General features: G+C 62.9%; 11 protein-coding genes. All 11 read left to right on the top strand.

From position 1 onward, the window contains the following. Positions 1-2: 2 nt before the first annotated feature. The 11 genes from CG471_RS20965 (at position 3) to CG471_RS20915 (ending at position 16,125) form a co-directional block, all read left to right on the top strand. Positions 3-1,133: an acyltransferase gene (locus CG471_RS20965; protein WP_180275759.1), complete on the top strand. Its 1,131-nt coding sequence runs from the start codon at positions 3-5 to the stop codon at positions 1,131-1,133. Continuing rightward, positions 1,130-2,440, top strand: coding sequence for an O-antigen ligase (locus CG471_RS20960; protein ID WP_099233538.1), 1,311 nt, complete (start codon positions 1,130-1,132; stop codon positions 2,438-2,440). Before CG471_RS20965 ends, CG471_RS20960 begins: the two co-directional genes overlap by 4 nt. Beyond that, complete coding sequence (locus tag CG471_RS20955) at positions 2,427-4,088, top strand: glycosyltransferase family 39 protein (RefSeq protein ID WP_099233536.1); 1,662 nt, start codon at positions 2,427-2,429, stop codon at positions 4,086-4,088. Before CG471_RS20960 ends, CG471_RS20955 begins: the two co-directional genes overlap by 14 nt. Positions 4,089-4,177: 89 nt before the next feature. Next, a complete protein-coding gene (rfbF, locus tag CG471_RS20950) occupies positions 4,178-4,987 on the top strand; it encodes a glucose-1-phosphate cytidylyltransferase (protein ID WP_099233534.1) in 810 nt (269 codons plus the stop codon). Beyond that, positions 4,980-6,113: a CDP-glucose 4,6-dehydratase gene (gene rfbG, locus CG471_RS20945; protein ID WP_099233533.1), complete on the top strand. Its 1,134-nt coding sequence runs from the start codon at positions 4,980-4,982 to the stop codon at positions 6,111-6,113. Before rfbF ends, rfbG begins: the two co-directional genes overlap by 8 nt. Then, on the top strand, positions 6,104-7,324 hold the full coding sequence (locus tag CG471_RS20940; protein WP_099233531.1) for a DegT/DnrJ/EryC1/StrS aminotransferase family protein: 1,221 nt from the start codon (positions 6,104-6,106) through the stop codon (positions 7,322-7,324). The genes rfbG and CG471_RS20940 overlap by 10 nt, the downstream gene beginning before the upstream one ends. Positions 7,325-7,337: 13 nt before the next feature. Beyond that, entirely contained in the window at positions 7,338-8,270 is a 933-nt protein-coding gene (locus CG471_RS20935) for an NAD(P)-dependent oxidoreductase (RefSeq protein ID WP_159078635.1), read from the top strand. After that, positions 8,267-9,262 carry a glycosyltransferase family 2 protein gene (locus tag CG471_RS20930; RefSeq protein WP_099233527.1) on the top strand — a complete coding sequence of 332 codons (996 nt, stop codon included), beginning with the start codon at positions 8,267-8,269 and terminating at the stop codon, positions 9,260-9,262. Before CG471_RS20935 ends, CG471_RS20930 begins: the two co-directional genes overlap by 4 nt. Continuing rightward, positions 9,259-9,642 carry a GtrA family protein gene (locus CG471_RS20925; RefSeq protein ID WP_097384134.1) on the top strand — a complete coding sequence of 128 codons (384 nt, stop codon included), beginning with the start codon at positions 9,259-9,261 and terminating at the stop codon, positions 9,640-9,642. Before CG471_RS20930 ends, CG471_RS20925 begins: the two co-directional genes overlap by 4 nt. A gap of 58 nt (positions 9,643-9,700) precedes the next feature. Further along, a complete protein-coding gene (locus tag CG471_RS20920; RefSeq protein WP_099233525.1) occupies positions 9,701-11,440 on the top strand; it encodes a polysaccharide lyase family 1 protein in 1,740 nt (579 codons plus the stop codon). A 161-nt stretch (positions 11,441-11,601) separates the two neighbouring features. Further along, positions 11,602-16,125, top strand: coding sequence for an S-layer family protein (locus CG471_RS20915; RefSeq protein ID WP_180275758.1), 4,524 nt, complete (start codon positions 11,602-11,604; stop codon positions 16,123-16,125). Positions 16,126-16,407: the final 282 nt, after the last annotated feature.

The raw sequence follows: 16,407 nt of genomic DNA, 5'->3' as shown, positions 1-16,407 counted from the left end.
CCTTGCTGGCGCGCTCATCCGGTCCGACCCGGCCGGCTTCGCCGCGCGACACAGCCGGGGGCGGGTTCAATGTCGCGGCGCACGGCTTGCGCGGCCTGGCAGCGATGATGGTGCTGCTGGCGCATATTCTGGGCGGCACCGCCAAACATATCTATGCCCAGAATGATGCCTATGTGCAGGGCATTGCAGGCGCCTGGGCATTAGGCACTTTTGGTGTCGAACTGTTCTTCATCATCAGCGGCTATGTCATCCTGCCAAGCGCAATGCGTTATGGCGCGCAGCAATTTGCGCTGCGCCGCTTCCTGCGGCTTTATCCGCTGTTTTTCGTGCTTTCGCTGCTCTTCATCGCGCTGAACGCAATCACCAATGCCTATCCTGCGCTCAATTCGACGAAAGCGGTGATTTCGGGCCTGCTGTTCATCAACCTTTTCACTGGCACCGAGCAGCTTACGCCCAATGCGTGGAGCCTGACCTACGAGGTGATCTTCTACCTGCTGATGTACGGGATCGTCTATTTTACGGTGCATCATCGTAATCGCGCGGGCGCCGCCGTCGCAATCATGGTCGGACTGATCTTCCTGCTGACCCATCCGATCGCCATCTATTTCGTCATCGGCGCCGCGATCCGACTGGCCAGTGCCAGGCCGTGGCGCTGGCCCATCCCGGCGCGCGGTCTGGAGCTTGCAAGCCTGATCGCGATGATCGCCTTCGCCAGCCGTGGCCATTTCGAATATAGCTGGAGCGACTTTGCCGATCCGGTCCTGGTGCCGATCATCCTGTCGGCCGGACTCTATTTCCATTGCGCGATCCAGCCGGGCAGCCTGACCGCCCGCGCGCTCGACAATCCGCTGTTCCGCTATCTCGGTACCGTCAGCTACAGCCTCTATCTCGTGCATCCCTACAGCTATTACGGGATACGCAGGATATTCGACCATTTCGGCTGGTTCACCGACAATGTGCTGGGATCGATCGCGATCTTCGCTGCGGTCGTGGTGGCCGTGACCATGCCGCTCACCCATCTCGTCCATATCAGCCTGGAAATCTGGCCCTATCAACGCTTTTTCGGGCAGCGGATCTATCGGGAAAAGAGCAGCGCGACGGCCCAGGCGCAGCCAGCGGGAGGCGAGGCATGAGCAGTGCGTCTGAAGGCACCGTGGCCGATGCGCGGGCGATGGCAGACAGCCCGCCAACGGCGATCATGGTCGGCATATTCCTGGCGGCCTATCTGTCATGGCGCCCCTCGATCGACATCATGTTCACGGTCAGCGACTTGTGCCTGCTGATCGGGGGCGCGCAGTTGCTGGTCCGGAAACATATTCCGCTTGAACCCTTCGGCCTGCTGTCGCCGCTCTGGTTCGCGGCCTTCGCCCTGATGATGGGCGGCCTGCTCGTCAGTTCGCTCTTCTGCCATGATCCCACGCGCTGGATCATCGTCGCCCTGCAATATAGCGTGGCCTGGGTCGTGCTGCCTTTCCTGCTGATGGGGCATGGTGCCGCCAACACCAACCGACTGGCCTGCGCCTTGCTGTTCGGCGTGTTCCTGATGGAGCTGATCGGGATCATCGTCTATTTTACCTATTCGGGCTCGTTCGAAGACGCGCGCGCCACGCTGGGCCTCGATTTCCTGTCCGGCAGCGGGCGGCTGGGGGCTTTCGCGACCGACGCGAACTGGAATGGCGCAACCATCTCGATGGCCTTGCCCTTTGCCTTCTACCTGCGCGCACGCCGGGTCATCGGCCTCTGGCAGATGCTCGTCATCGCAGGCGTCCTGTTCTATGCCTTGCTGCTGAGCGCGTCCGCAACCGCCTTTGGCAGCATGGTTGTCGCGATCCTGTTCTTCGTCCTGTTCGGCGACCGTCGCATTCGCGCTTATGTTCTTGGCGGGCTGGTCGGTATCGTTGCGTTGGGCATCGTTCTGAACGCCGCCAATGTCACTTTGCCCGCCGTGTTCCAGAAGCGCGTCGCGAACGCCTTGGAGGCCGGCGACATAGCGGAGGCGGGCACGTTCGAGGACCGGCTGGGATTGGCCAAGGATGCGTGGCAACGCGTCGGTGATCATATGTTCGTCGGTGTCGGTGTGGATCAGGATCGCGTCATCAGCCCGGCCGGCGCGCCGGTGCATAACATGTATCTGCTGCTGTGGGTGGAAGGCGGCTTTCTCGCCCTTGTCGGCTGGATCGCGATGATTGGCGTTGGCGGCGTGATCGGGTTCACGGCGTTGAAGCGGGACAGGCTGGCCGGGGCGCTTGCCCTGTCCGTCCTGGCGACCTTCCTGCTCTTTTCCGCCGCGAGCCCGCATATGTACGCACGGCTGTGGGCGGTGCCGGTGTTGCTGGCACTGGCGATCGCGCTGCATGGCGGCGAGGCCGACCTGCGGCGACGCAGTGGGCGTGCGCTTTCGTCCAGGCGGATGCGAGCCTTGCGCTATGCACGGGGATAGCCGTGCGGCGCTCTGGCGCCCGTCGTCGGGATGGGCGCCCAAGCGCTGGCATGCCCTGACGCCGGCCAGGTTCCTGATCTATGCGATCCTCGCCTTCGTGCTGATCGGCCTGTTCGGACGGATCGTCACCTTTCCGCTGGGGCATGACGAGCAGATCCATGTCAGTGCCGGTCGGCTGCTGTTCCAGGCGCCGCTGTATCAGGCGCTGGGATATAATCATCTGCCGGGCCTGCCCCTGCTGCTGCACACGCTCTATGCGCTGACCGGCGACAGCTATCTGCTGTTGAAGGGGCGTCTGCTCATCTTCCTGTGCTGGATCGCCACCGGGCTGCTGCTCTATCGCTTTGCGCTGCGGCAGACGGGGGATCGGCATGTTGCCCTGGTGGCCTTGCTGGTGCTGGTGGCGGGTGTGCTCATGGGCCCGGCAGGAATGCTGGTCACCAATAATTTCCTGCCCGTCCCGTTCGCGATCCTTTCGTTCGATCTGTTCTTGCGCGGGCTGGACGAAGGCCGGGTCCGTCCGGGCCTGCTTTTCCTGTCCGGGCTGGCCATGGGCTTCGCGGCCGTGCTGAAGGTCAGCTATGTGTTCCTGGGACCGCCTTTCGCGCTGGCGGCGCTGTTGCTGCCACGCGCTCTGCCTTTTGGGGAAAGAGTGCGGCGGGTGTTCGTGCCGCTGATCATCGGCGGGCTGGTCGGCTGTTCGCCCGCGCTGGTCGTTCTGATCAGCGATCCCTACGGATTATTTGCCCACACGGTCCGCTATTTCTCGCACGGCCATCTTGCCTATTGGAAGCAGGCGACCGCCGCCAAGGCGATGTCCTTTCCCGAAAAGATCATGGTCGCCGAAGGCGTGTGGCTGGCCGGATCGGGGCTGCTTGCGCTTATTCTCGCGGGCGTTTTTGCGGGAACATTGGTGCGCAGGGCAAGGGCAGCAATGTTGGCCTGGTGGCCGATCCCTCTCGCGGCGGGACTGGGGGCCTTCGGCGCGCTCGGTGCATTCGTGCCGACGCCGGCCTTCCCGCAATATTATGAACCGCCGGTGCCCTTCTTCATTCTCCTTTTCATCCTCCTCTACCGCCGGCTCGATGCCGAGGCGCGGCACTGGATGGCGGCCGTGCTGGGAAGCGTGGGGGCGCTTGCGGTCATCAGCGTGACGCCGCGCCTTGCCGCAGCCGTGCCGGGCGTGGCGCAGCCGGTCCGCTGGACGGGCATGGTCGTACATCGACAGGGGCAACAGATCCGGGCAGTGCTGGACAGGGCAGGGGCACGGGGCAGGGTCGCAACCCTGTCGCCGATCGCGGTGCTGGAAGGCGGGTTGCCGATTTATCGCGAATTTGCCGCCGGACCTTTCCTCTACCGCGTCGCGCAATATCTGCCGGCTGCCGATCGCCCCTATTTCACCACGACGACTCCGCATGGCCTGCCCGCCTTTCTCGACGCCGATCCGCCAGCGGCGATCCTCGTCGGTGAGGAAGGGGAACTCGATGCCGCTTTTGCCAGCTATGCCCGGCTGCGCGGCTATCGGCTGCTGCCTATCGGCGGGGATGAAACCCGGTTGTTCGTGCGGCCGGACGCGGACGGTCTAGCCCTTTTGGAGAGGGGCGTTTCCCATAATGGTGCCGCCCTGTCCGAACGGACCACCGACTAACCCACCTGCGCACGCGCGGCCGTGCCGCAACAGGATATCATGGCGGGGTGGGCCGATATGGGCCTGACGCCAAGGAAGGGGGAGCGACGATGCAAACCGTATTGTTGGCAGGAGGACTGGGATCTCGTCTGTCCGAGGAAACCGTCCGCATTCCAAAGCCGATGGTGGAGGTGAATGGTCGCCCGATCATGATGCACGTCATGGATATCTACAGCCATTTCGGACAAAAGGATTTTGTCTTGGCTTGTGGGTACAAGTGCATGACGATGAAGGCGTTCTTCAACAATCTTCATCTGATGAACAATGATTTCACGGTCACGCTGGGCACCGGGCAGATGAACCTGCGCCCGTGCCGCAGCATGGACTGGAACGTCTCGGTCGTCGACACCGGCGAAACCACCATGACCGCTGGACGCATTCGCCGGTTGCGCGACTGGCTCGGCGACGAGCCGTTCATGGTGACCTATTCGGATGGCGTGGGGAATGTCGACATCGACGCCTTGCTCGCATTCCATCGTGCCCATGGCAGGATCGCGACGGTGACGGCGGTCCAGCCGCCAGCCCGTTTCGGCAATCTGGACCTGGAGGATGATCGCGTCGCCCGGTTCACCGAAAAGGTGACAAGTTACGAAACCTGGATCAACGGCGGGTTCTTCGTCTTCGAGCCGGGCATTTTCGACTATCTGGGCGACGATACCGAGCCGCTCGAACAATCCCCGCTTGCCCGGCTCGCGGCCGATGGGGAATTGTTTGCCTACAAGCATCGCGGTTTCTGGCACCCGATGGACACCATACGCGATCGCGATCAGCTCGAAAGGCTGAGCGCTGAGGGCACGCCTCCCTGGCTTCAGTTCGAAAATGCGCATGGCGCGGAACTGCGGCCGAAAATCTATGCCTGATCCTGCCGGCATTTCCGATCGGATCGCCGCCGCCTTTGCTGGTCGGCGCGTCCTCGTCACCGGGCATAGCGACTTCAAGGGCGGCTGGCTGTGCCTTTGGCTGGCGCATGTCGGGGCGATCGTCAGGGGCATTTCGCTACCACCGACGGGATCGCGCTCCTTCTATGCGGCGGCGGGCATCGCCGAGCGTATCGATAGCCGCTTCGCCGATATTAGGGATGAGGCCGCCCTGCGCGCCGCCGCCCGGGACTTCGATGCGGAGGTCATATTCCATCTGGCGGCACAGCCGCTTGTCCGCCGCTCCTACGCGGCACCCGCCGATACGTTCGCGACCAATGTCATCGGCACCGCCCATGTGCTGGATCAGGCGCGGACCATGCCTTCGCTCAAGGCGGTGATCGTCGTTACCAGCGACAAATGCTATGAAAATCACGACTGGTCCTGGCCCTATCGGGAAAATGACCGACTGGGCGGCACCGACCCTTACAGCGCGTCGAAGGCCTGCACCGAACTGGTCGCGCAATGCTATCGGCGCAGCTGGTTCTCCGATCCGGATGGGCCGATGCTGGCGACCGTGCGGGCCGGCAATGTGATCGGCGGCGGCGACTGGGCGGAGGACCGACTGATACCCGACATCATCCGTGCCGCCGCCGCGCAAAATCCGATGATCATTCGCAATCCCCTGAGCATCCGTCCCTGGCAGCATGTGCTGGAACCGCTCTCAGGCTATTTGCTGGTTGCGGAACAGATGCTGGCCCGCACCTCTGCCGCCGCCGAAGCCGCATGGAATTTCGGCCCGTCGGACAATGATGCGGTGACGGTAGAGCAACTGGCGCGTGCGCTGATCGCGAGCGCGCCGGAACTGGACCTGCCGATCCGCTTCTCCGCCGACAGCAACGCCCCGCATGAAGCGCGTACCTTGCGGCTCGACAGCAGCATGGCGGCCAATGTGCTCGGCTGGCGCGCCTGCCTTTCGATGGCCAGCACCATCCGCCTGACCGCCGACTGGTACACGCACTATCTGCGGGGAGACGCCGATATGGCCGCCTTCTCGTGCGCGCAACTGGCGGCCTATCTCGATCTGCGTACCGCCGCCCATTCGGAGGAGCTTCTGCAATGCACGTAAGTTACGGAAAGAGCGTCCATGGCGAGGCCGAAATTGCCGCCGTGGTGGAAGTTTTGCGGTCCTCCACGCAGATGGGCGAGAAGGTGCGCGCGATGGAGGCCCGCGTCTCGGCGCTGTTTGCCAAGCATCACGGGCTGATGGTCAATTCCGGTTCTTCGGCCAACTATCTTGCCATCGAACTGCTCGGCTTGCCGGCCGGGAGTGAGGTCATCACGCCGGCCCTGACGTTTGCCACCACCGTTGCGCCGATCGTCCGGGCCGGGCTGGTGCCGGTATTCATTGATGCAGAGCCGGGAACCTACAATATCGATGTCGCGCACATCGAGGCGATGATCGGTCCCCAGACCCGGGCGATGATGATCCCTTCGCTGATCGGCAATCTGCCCGATTGGGATGTGCTGATGGACATCGCCAAACGCCACGAGCTGATGCTGGTGGAGGATAGTGCCGACACGCTGGGCGCCACATTGCGCGGCAAGAGCACCGGTACGCGATCGCATATCAGCACCACCAGCTTCTATGGCTCGCATGTCATCAACGCTGCGGGCAATGGCGGCATGATCTGCATCAACGATGACGAAATGGCACGCAGGGCGCGACTGCTGCGCTCCTGGGGACGCACCTCGTCCTTGTTCGTAGACTCCGAAGCCGCGGAAAACCGCTTCGGTGTGCAGGTCGATGGCATCGAATATGATGCGAAATTCCTGTTCGAAGCGCTGGGGTTCAACATCGAACCTTCCGAAATGGGCGCGGCGTTCGGTCTCGTGCAGCTCGACAGGCTGCAGGAGAATATTGCCGCCCGCATCGCCAATTTTGCGCGGCAATATGCGTTCTTCGCCCAATATGAAGACTGGTTCGAACTGCCCCGTCAGTTGGATGAGTCCGTCACCGGCTGGCTGTCCTTCCCGCTGACCGTCCGGGAAAATGCGCCTTTCACGCGGCGCGAGATGCAGATGTGGATGGAGAGTTGGGACATCCAGACCCGCCCTGTCTTCACCGGCAATATCCTGCGCCAGCCGGCCATGCGTGGCGTGACCTGTCGTACGGAAGAGGGCGGCTATCCGGTTGCCGATGCCGTGATGCGCGGCGGCATATTGCTGGCCTGCCATCATGGGCTCGACGAGGCGCAGATCGACTATCTGCAGCAGACCTTCGCTGCCTTTGCCGATCAGCAGGCGGGGCCGCGCACGCGCTCCGCTGCGGTCGCTTGAGGAGCGCAGGCCCATGCGCGCCCTGCTGGTCGGCGGAGCAGGCTTTATAGGGTCGCATCTGGCACGACGCCTTTTCGCCGAGGGGTGGGAGGTGCATGTCCTGCTCCGCCCGGATAGCGATGGCTGGCGACTGGCGACGCTGCCCGACGTGACGCAGCACCGGCTCGCCCTCTCGCACGGTCCGGCCTTGCAGGCCTGTATCGCGGATAGCGCGCCGACCCATATCTTCTGGCTGGTGGGCAATACCGCGTGGCGTCATGATGGTGCGGTGACGCAGGCCGGCGCATCGGTCGAGACGCTGGCGGGTTTCCTGGCGCTGCTCGAAGCCGTGGCACGGACCGGGCGACCACCGCAAATGGTCGTTCGGACGGGATCGATCGCGGAATATGGCGCGCAGGCGGTGCCGTTCCGCGAGGATCAGCGGGAGCGGCCGCTGACGGCCTATGCCGCATCGCTCACCGCCGCCACCTATTATGCCCAGGCACTGGCCCGCAACCTGCCATTCCCAATTGTGACCGCGCGACTGGCGCTGGTCTATGGGCCCGGCCAGGCCGCCGACTTCCTGGTTCCCGCCCTGATCGGGGCCTGCATCGCCGGCCGGCCGATCATCCTCAGCCGGCCGACGGACAGACGCGACCTGATCCATGTCGGGGACGCCGTTGATGCCCTGCTGTGCATCGCGGAAAGCAATGTGCGCGGCGGAACCATCCTCAATGTCGGTTCAGGCACGGATGTGGCCGTCGGCGACCTGGCGGATCGCGTGGTCGGCCTGACGGGGGCGAATCCGCAACTGGTCCGCCGCGAGACGATCGATGATCCGGTCACCTTGCGCCTCGCCGTGGAGGCGCTTGCCATGAACCTGGGCTGGCGGGCGCGCATCATGCTGGATGACGGGCTGGAGAGAACCATCTCCGCCGTCCGCGCCAGCAAGGCGGTGCAGGCATGAAGATGGAAGGGCCCTTGCGAACCCTGGTCTCGGTCGTGGTGCCGGCCTATAATGAAGAGGATAATGTCGAACGCTGCTATCGGGCGATCGTCGATGTATTCGTTGGGCTGCCCGATTATGATTATGAGATCATTTTCACCGACAATCATTCGACGGATCGCACGTTCGGGCTTCTTGCGCGGATAGCGGCCGTCGATCACAACGTCCGGGTCATCCGCTTTTCCCGCAATTGCGGTTATCAGCGATCGGTGCTGGTCGGTTACAAGAATGCAAGCGGCGAATGCGCAATCCAGCTCGATTGCGATCTTCAGGATCCCCCCGCGATGATACCGCAGATGCTGGCGCGCTGGCGCGAGGGGCATCAGGTCGTCTATGGTATCCGCCGCTCGCTGGGCGATGGCCCGGCGACCCAGTGGGCGCGGCGCCGTTTCTATCGGATCATCAATGCGGTCAGCGAGTATGATCTGCCCATCGATGCCGGCGAGTTCCGCCTGGTGGATCGCCGCATCCTGCAGGAACTGGCCGCCGTCGCCGACACCACGCCCTATGTGCGCGGGCTCATCAGCGCGATGGGCTTCTCGCAGGTCGGCATCGAATATGACCGCGGCATGCGCCAGGCCGGACAGAGCAAATTCTCGCTATGGCCGATGATCGGGCTGGCGGTGGATGGTCTGCTCAACCATTCGCTGCTGCCATTGCGGATCGCCTCGCTCGTTGCCCTGCTGGTGGGCAGCACCACTTTCCTCCTGACCTTCGTCTATCTGCTCTGGCGCCTGACCATCGGCGCGGGCTGGCCGGCCGGTTTCGCGACGACGACGGTGCTGCTTCTGATGTCGATCACGCTCAATGCGATGTTCCTGGGCATATTGGGCGAATATGTCGGCCGCATATTCCTGCAGGTAAAGCGCACCGCAGCGCCGCCGGTCGAGTTCGCCCTAAACCTGCAACCACGATCGGCCAGGGAAGCGGCAGGTGGGATCGCGCCGTCATGAGCGCGCGATGGCAGGCCATGCGCTTCCTGGTCGCCGGTGGTGGCGCGACGCTGACGGATGCCCTGCTCTATCTGGGATTGACGGGGCAGGGGCTGGATGCGCGGCTGTCCAATATTCTGTCCTATGGCGGTTCGGCGATCCTTGCCTTCCTGCTCCATCGCCATTGGACCTTCAGGGCACGGGAAGGGGTATTGCTGTCGCAGGGCGGGCGCTTTGTTCTGATGGTCCTGGCCGGGCTGGTGCTTTCGACGCTTCTGGTCTGGCTGTTCGCGACGCCGATCGGTGCCGTGCCGGCCAAGGGCCTGGCCATCTGCGCCACGCTCTGTCTCAATTTCCTGGTATCGCGCCTCTTCGTCTTCGCCGCGCCCGGCCGATCATGACGGCGGGAGCGATGCGATGGCGCGACGGGAAGAAGGGGCGGCAAGAGGGAAAGTCACGATGTGGATCATGACCGCTGCCGCTGCTGCCGCCGGCCTTGCCGTCACAACCGCACTGATGCTGCCAGGCCCCCAGGCGACCGGCCAGTCGGGCGCGCAATCCTCCTCCTTCAACAGCGACAATTGCGAAGAGACCGTGCCGCGCACGAGCGGACAGGCGGCATTTTCCACGGCGGAAGGCTTTGGTCGCTTTGCCAAGGGCGGACGCGGCGGGATGGTCTATCTGGTGACCAGCCTGCAGGACAGGGGACCAGGAACGCTGCGCGAATGTGCCGAGGCGTCGGGGCCGCGGACCTGCGTCTTTCGTGTCAGCGGCACGATCGTCGTCGACGACTGGATCAAGGTGATGCAGCCCTATCTGACGATCGCCGGACAGACTTCTCCGGGGGGCATCGCCATCCGCATCCGCAATTCGCTCAATTCACCGATGCTGGTGCAGACGCATGATGTCGTCATCCGCCACATCCGCCTGCGTCCCGGCGCATCGGCCAAAGCGTCGGATAATGTCGACACGATCCAGATCAGCGGCGCGGCCCATGACGTGATCCTCGATCATCTGTCGACCTCCTGGCCGACGGACGAGGGTATCAACATCGTCGGATCGGGCGATGTGCCCTTTCCCTGCGGCGAGACGCGCGACATCAGCGTGCAATGGTCGATCCTGTCCGAAGGGCTGAATGACGCCAATCGCGGGCCGCACAGCCGGGGCAGCTATTTCGGCTATGGCGCCCGCAATGTCAGCTTCCATCACAATCTGATCGCCAGCAATGTGCGGCGCAACCCGCTGGTCAACCTGCGCGGCAATTTCGACATGATCAACAATGTGATCTACAATTCGCAACAATATAATGGCGAATTCTACACCCGCTTCGGGGCGCTGGCGATCAACATGATCGGTAATGTTGCGGTCGTGGGACCATCCTCGCAAAAGACCAATCAACTCTATCTGGCCGCCTATTTTCGCGATTATCCCGCGCCGTTCGATATCTATGTCCGGGATAATGTCGACATCCACCGCCCTGCCAACAGTGGCGATCAGCGGCTCGTCATGCCTTCGCGCGACTGGCAATATATCCGGGCTGCACCAGTCTTTCCGGTGTCGCTGTCGCCTGCGGCCATCACCGGGCCGGGGCAGGCCTATCGCGACATCCTGGCTTTTGCCGGCGCGACCAGGCCGGTTCGCGATACCGCCGATAAAAGGCTCCTGAACGACATGGCGGTCTGCAAGGGGCAAATTCTCAACGCGCCGTCCCAGGTTGGTGGCTGGCCGGTCCTGCCGGGTGGCGCCGCGCCGCTGGATCAGGACAAGGATGGCATGGCCGACAATTGGGAGAGCGCGCATGGCCTGTCGCCGGCGGACGGGCGCGATGGCGCACAGATCGCCTCCGACGGCTATTCCAACCTCGAACATTATCTCTCCTCTCTGGCAGGCGACGATATCGTGCAGCGCGCGCCTTCGGCCATGCTGCCCGATCCGACCTGTGGCTTTGCGATCAAGGATGTCGGCCCCTTGCCCGAAATCAGCATCAAGGCGCAGCCGAGCCAATTGGCGGCGGCGGGGACGACGACGCTCAGCTGGACCGGCCAGAACATCAAGAGCTGCAAGCTGCTGGGGCTGGGCGTTCCGGCTAACGGATCGCGGCATGTGACGGCGGCCCGGACCACCACCTACCAGATTGCCTGTATCGGCCCCCAGGGGGGCGATGCGATCGATACGGTGGTGGTGCGGGTCGGTCCTTAAGTAAATCTCCTAAAGGGGTAGGGTGGGCCTATCCCGATGGCATGATTCCACCCGGAATTTTCATGTCGTCGGCTTCTGCGCTGCGTTAGCCTTTCGCGATGGCGGGCGGACTGGGAAGCGCGCCTGTCCAACCGCAATCGGTGAGAGGAGTGCCACGGGCCATGGCGACGGGAGCCTATTTGCTGGGATCCAGCGAGTTCCGCATCAATTCGGTTCTGAGCGGCATACAGACCGATGCTTCGGTTGCGGCGCTGTCCTCCGGCGGGTTTATCGTCACCTGGACCGACGCAAGCAGCGACGGCAGTGGAACCGGCATCCGGGCCCAGCGCTATGATGCGAATGGCGTGGCGGTCGGCAGCGAATTCCAGGTCAACAGTTCCACGCTCAATGCACAGGATTCCTCCGCCGTCACGGCGCTGGCTTCGGGTGGCTTCATCGTCACCTGGACCGACAATAGCGGTCAGGGCGGCGATGCCGACAAGACCAGCGTCAAGGCGCAGATGTACGCCGCCGATGGCAGCAGGGTCGGCGGTGAATTCCTGGTCAACAGCACCACCCAGATGGGACAGTCCAATTCGGTGGTGACAAGCCTGGCCTCGGGCGGCTTTGTCATCAGCTGGGTCGACGCCAGCGCCACCGCGCCGGACAACAAGGGCACGGGCGTCCGCGCCCAGATCTATAATGCCAGCGGCGCGAAGGTCGGCGGCGAATTCCTCGTCAACAACACCATCACCAACAGCCAGCTCTCACCGGCGATAACCGGTCTGGCCTCGGGCGGCTTCGTGGCGACCTGGGTCGATTACAGCGCGCTGGGCGGCGACAGTTCGGCGACCAGTATCAAGGCCCAGCTCTTTACCGCCAGCGGTGCCAAGGTCGGCGGCGAATTCCTGGTCAACAGCGCGACGGCAGCGACCCAGGACCAGCCGGTCATCACGTCCCTCTCGAACGGTGGCTTCGTCATCGTCTGGCGCGACCTCAGCCTTCAGGGAGACAGTAGCGCATCGGGCATCAAGGCGCAGATCTATGACGCCGCCGGCAATCGCGTCGGCACCGAAATGCTGGTCAACAGCACCACGCTCAATTCGCAGGATCAGCCCACGGTGACGGCCACGGTCGATGGCGGATTTGCGGTCAGCTGGCGCGACAACAGCATCCTCTCATCGGACGCAAGCGGCTTTGGCATCAAGACGCAGATATTCGATGCCTCTGGCGATCGGCTCGGCGGCGAATTCCAGATCAACGGCATCACCGCCGGCAATCAGGAAATGCCGACGATCGTCGCGCTGCAATCCGGCGCGCTGCTGGTGACATGGACCGATTATAGCGGCCAGAGCGGCGACAGCGATGGATCGATCAAGGCGCGGATATTGACCCCGACCACCGCCGCGATCAGCGATCTGACCCTGTCCAATACGACCCTGTCGGAAACGGCGGTCGAAAATACCAGCATCGGCAGTCTCAGCGCCAATGGCGCATCCAATGCAGTCTATAACTACCAGATACTCGATGATTCCACCGGCGGCGCCTTTGCGGTCTACAAGGACAAGCTGGTGGTGCAGGACAGTCTGCTGCTGGATTATGAGACGTCCATCCAGGCGACCCTGACCATCCGCGCCACCGATACGTTCGGCAACAGCTTCGACAAGGTGGTGACGCTCAACCTGACCGATGCCGTCAATGAACAGCGCTATACCGGTGGCACCGAACAGCTTGCCAACAGCATGACCACCGGAAGCCAGCAACAGGCTTCGGTCGTCGGTCTTGCCGATGGCCGCTACGTGATGGTGTGGAGCGATGGCAGCGCGCAGGGAACAGATACCAGCGGCAGCGGTATCAAGGCGCAGATCGTCGACGCCAATGGGGTCAAGGTTGGATCGGAATTTCTGGTCAATGTTGCGACCCTGAACGGCCAGGACAGTGCCGTGGTTGGCGCGCTCGCGTCGGGCGGTTTCGTCGTCAGCTGGGTCGATGCCAGCCTGACGGGCGGCGATGCCTCGGTGTCCAGCATCAAGGCACGCGTCTATGATGCCGGCGGCAATGCGACCGGCACCGAATTTCTCGTCAACACGGCCACCGCCAACGCCCAGCGCACACCCGCGATCACCGCGCTTTCCTCGGGCGGCTTCGTCATCACCTGGGCCGATTCCAGCCTGCAGGGTGGAGACGCCAGTTCGACATCGGTCAAGGCGCAGGTCTATGATGCCGCTGGCAACCGGCTGGGCACGGAATTGCTGGTCAACACCAACACCGCCAACGCGCAGGATACGCCGGTGGTGGCTGCACTGTCCAACGGCGGATTCGTTGTCAGTTGGCATGATTCCAGTCTTCTGGGCGGCGACAACAACAAGGACGCGGTCAAGGCCCAGATCTTCTCGGCCAATGGCAGCAAGGTTGGCGGCGAATTTCTCGTCAATACGACGACCGCCGGCAATCAGCAGCAGCAGGCGATCATCGGCCTTGCCAATGGCGGTTTCTCCATTGTCTGGGCCGACAATAGCGGCGTTGGCGGCGACAATGACTATTATGGCCTGAAACTGCAGATATTCGACGCCAGCGGTGCCAAGGTCGGCGGCGAAAAACTGGTCAACACGACCGTAGCCGGCGGCCAGTTGGCGCCCAGCATCAGCGCCATGGCCGGCGGGAATATCATGGTCAGCTGGTCCGACTATAGCGGCGCGGCCACAGAAAATGGTACCGCAGGGATCAAGGGGCAGATTTTCGACATCAACGGCGCCCGCATTGGTGGCGAGTTTCTCGTCAATACCGAATCCCTCGGTGCTCAGGCCGATCCGGCGGTCGCCGGTGGCACCGATGGCGGCTTCGCGCTGGTATGGACCGATTATAGCGGCCAGGGCGGCGACAATCTGGGAACATCCGTCAAATATAAGCTGTTCGAACCCCTCGGCCCGCAAGGTGGCCCACCCGCGCTGATCGCCACGGCGGACACGGTGGCCGGCGTGGAGGATCAGAGCATCACCATCCTGGCGTCGACATTGCTGGCCAATGATGTGGATGCGGAGGGGCTGCCCATCTCGCTGGTCGGTGCATCGGCGATTTCCGGCGGCACGATCAGCCTCGATATCGACGGCAACATCGTCTTCACCCCCTATGCCAATTTCAGCGGCACGGCGCTCTTTTCCTACGAGGTGGTGAACACCGTCGGGGTCGACGCGACCGGGCGGGTGAGCGTGGTCGTGGCCGGCGTCAATGACGCTCCCACCGCGAATGCCGACACTGTCAGCGTATCGGAGGATGGCTCCACCTTCTCGTCGGCCACCTTGCTGGCCAATGATGTCGATCCGGATCCCGGCGATGTGCTGACGCTGCAAGCCCTGCCAGCGACCACCACCAACGGTGTCGCGCTGACCCTGTCGAACGGGACGATCATTTATGCGCCCGGGTCGGCCTATCAGTCACTGGCCGTCGGGCAGAGCGTCACCGATTCCTTCACCTATACGGTCAAGGACAATGCCGGCATGCAATCCAGCGCCACCGTGACGCTGACGGTGATGGGCGCCAATGATGCGCCGACGACGCTGGCGCTGACCGGGAACATGGTGAATGAAAATGCGGCCAACGGCACGGCCATAGGCACATTGAGCGCAAGCGACATCGATAGCGGCGATGTGCTGACGTTCAGCCTGACCAACACGGCGGGCGGACGCTTTTCGGTGGATGGGGCAACGGGGCTGATATCGGTCGCCAATGGCAGCTTGCTCGATTATGAAACGGCGACCTCCTACCAGGTGGTCGGCCGCGTGACCGACAGCCAGGGTGCCTATGTGGAATCGAATTTCACCATCGGCCTCAACAACATGCCAGAGCCGAAATATTTTATCGGCGACAATGGCGTGAATATCTTCACCGCTGCCACCAACGATCTGTGGACAATCAACGGGCTGGGCGGGGCCGATGTGCTGACCGGCAATGCCAGCAGCGACATCCTCTACGGCGGTTCGGGGAATGACACGCTCGACGGCGCTGGTGGCGCCGATATGCTCTATGGCGGCATCGGCAACGACATTTTCTATGTCGATAATCTGGGCGACCGGATCGTCGAATATTATGGCGAAGGCACCGACATTGCTTATGCCAGCGTCGATTTTACGATGGAAGACAATCTCGAAAAGCTGACGCAGACCGGCTCGGCCAATATCGCGGTGGTCGGCAATGATTTCGCCAATACCCTGACCGGCAATGGCGGCAACAATCTGATGCGCGGCAGCCTGGGTGGCGATCTCATCGTTGGCATGGGCGGCGATGATGGCATCTATGGCGAAGACGGCAACGACTTCCTGCAGGGTAATGACGGCAATGATCTGCTGGTCGGCGGCGCTGGCCTCGATGAACTGACCGGCGGGGCAGGGGCGGACAGCTTCCTGTTCGATTCGCTGACCGTATCGGCCGATCGCGACACGGTGAAGGACTTTGCGCCGGGCGAGGACATGCTCGTTTTCGCGCGCAGCATCTTCACCGCCTTTGCCTCGATGCCTAGCGGAAGCCTGCCGTCATCGGCCTTCTATGCCGGAACCGCGGCAACCGCACCGGACCAGTATCTCATCTACAACAAGTCGACCGGCGCGCTTTATTACGACGCCGACGGTTCCGGCTCCCAGGCAATGGTCCAGGTCGCCTTCCTCAGCACAAAGCCGACGCTGACGGCCCAGAATTTCGGATTGGCCTAGCACTTGTCTGACAAGGGGGGGAGGAAATGCAGCGCCGCTTATTGCGGCATTGCCGGCGCAGCACCAGGTCCGGCAAACCTGCGGGCGCACGGCGTGAATGCTGCATCCGTCGGCGGCAAGGTGAGCACATGCAGAGCCGGCCGGCTTATTGAAATCAGGCGTGTCTACGGTGAGAACGGTACAGTAGATCATGCAATCGCCACACGTCCGGTCAGGCGGGACGGGCCGCAGCAGAGTGGTTTCCAGATCTTTTTCCGTGTGCATCCCGCAGGGGGGCAGGGG

This window comes from Sphingobium sp. IP1 (genome assembly GCF_002708645.1).
Taxonomy (GTDB): Bacteria; Pseudomonadota; Alphaproteobacteria; order Sphingomonadales; family Sphingomonadaceae; genus Sphingobium; species Sphingobium yanoikuyae.
This window is presented reverse-complemented; position numbering and strand designations above follow the sequence as displayed.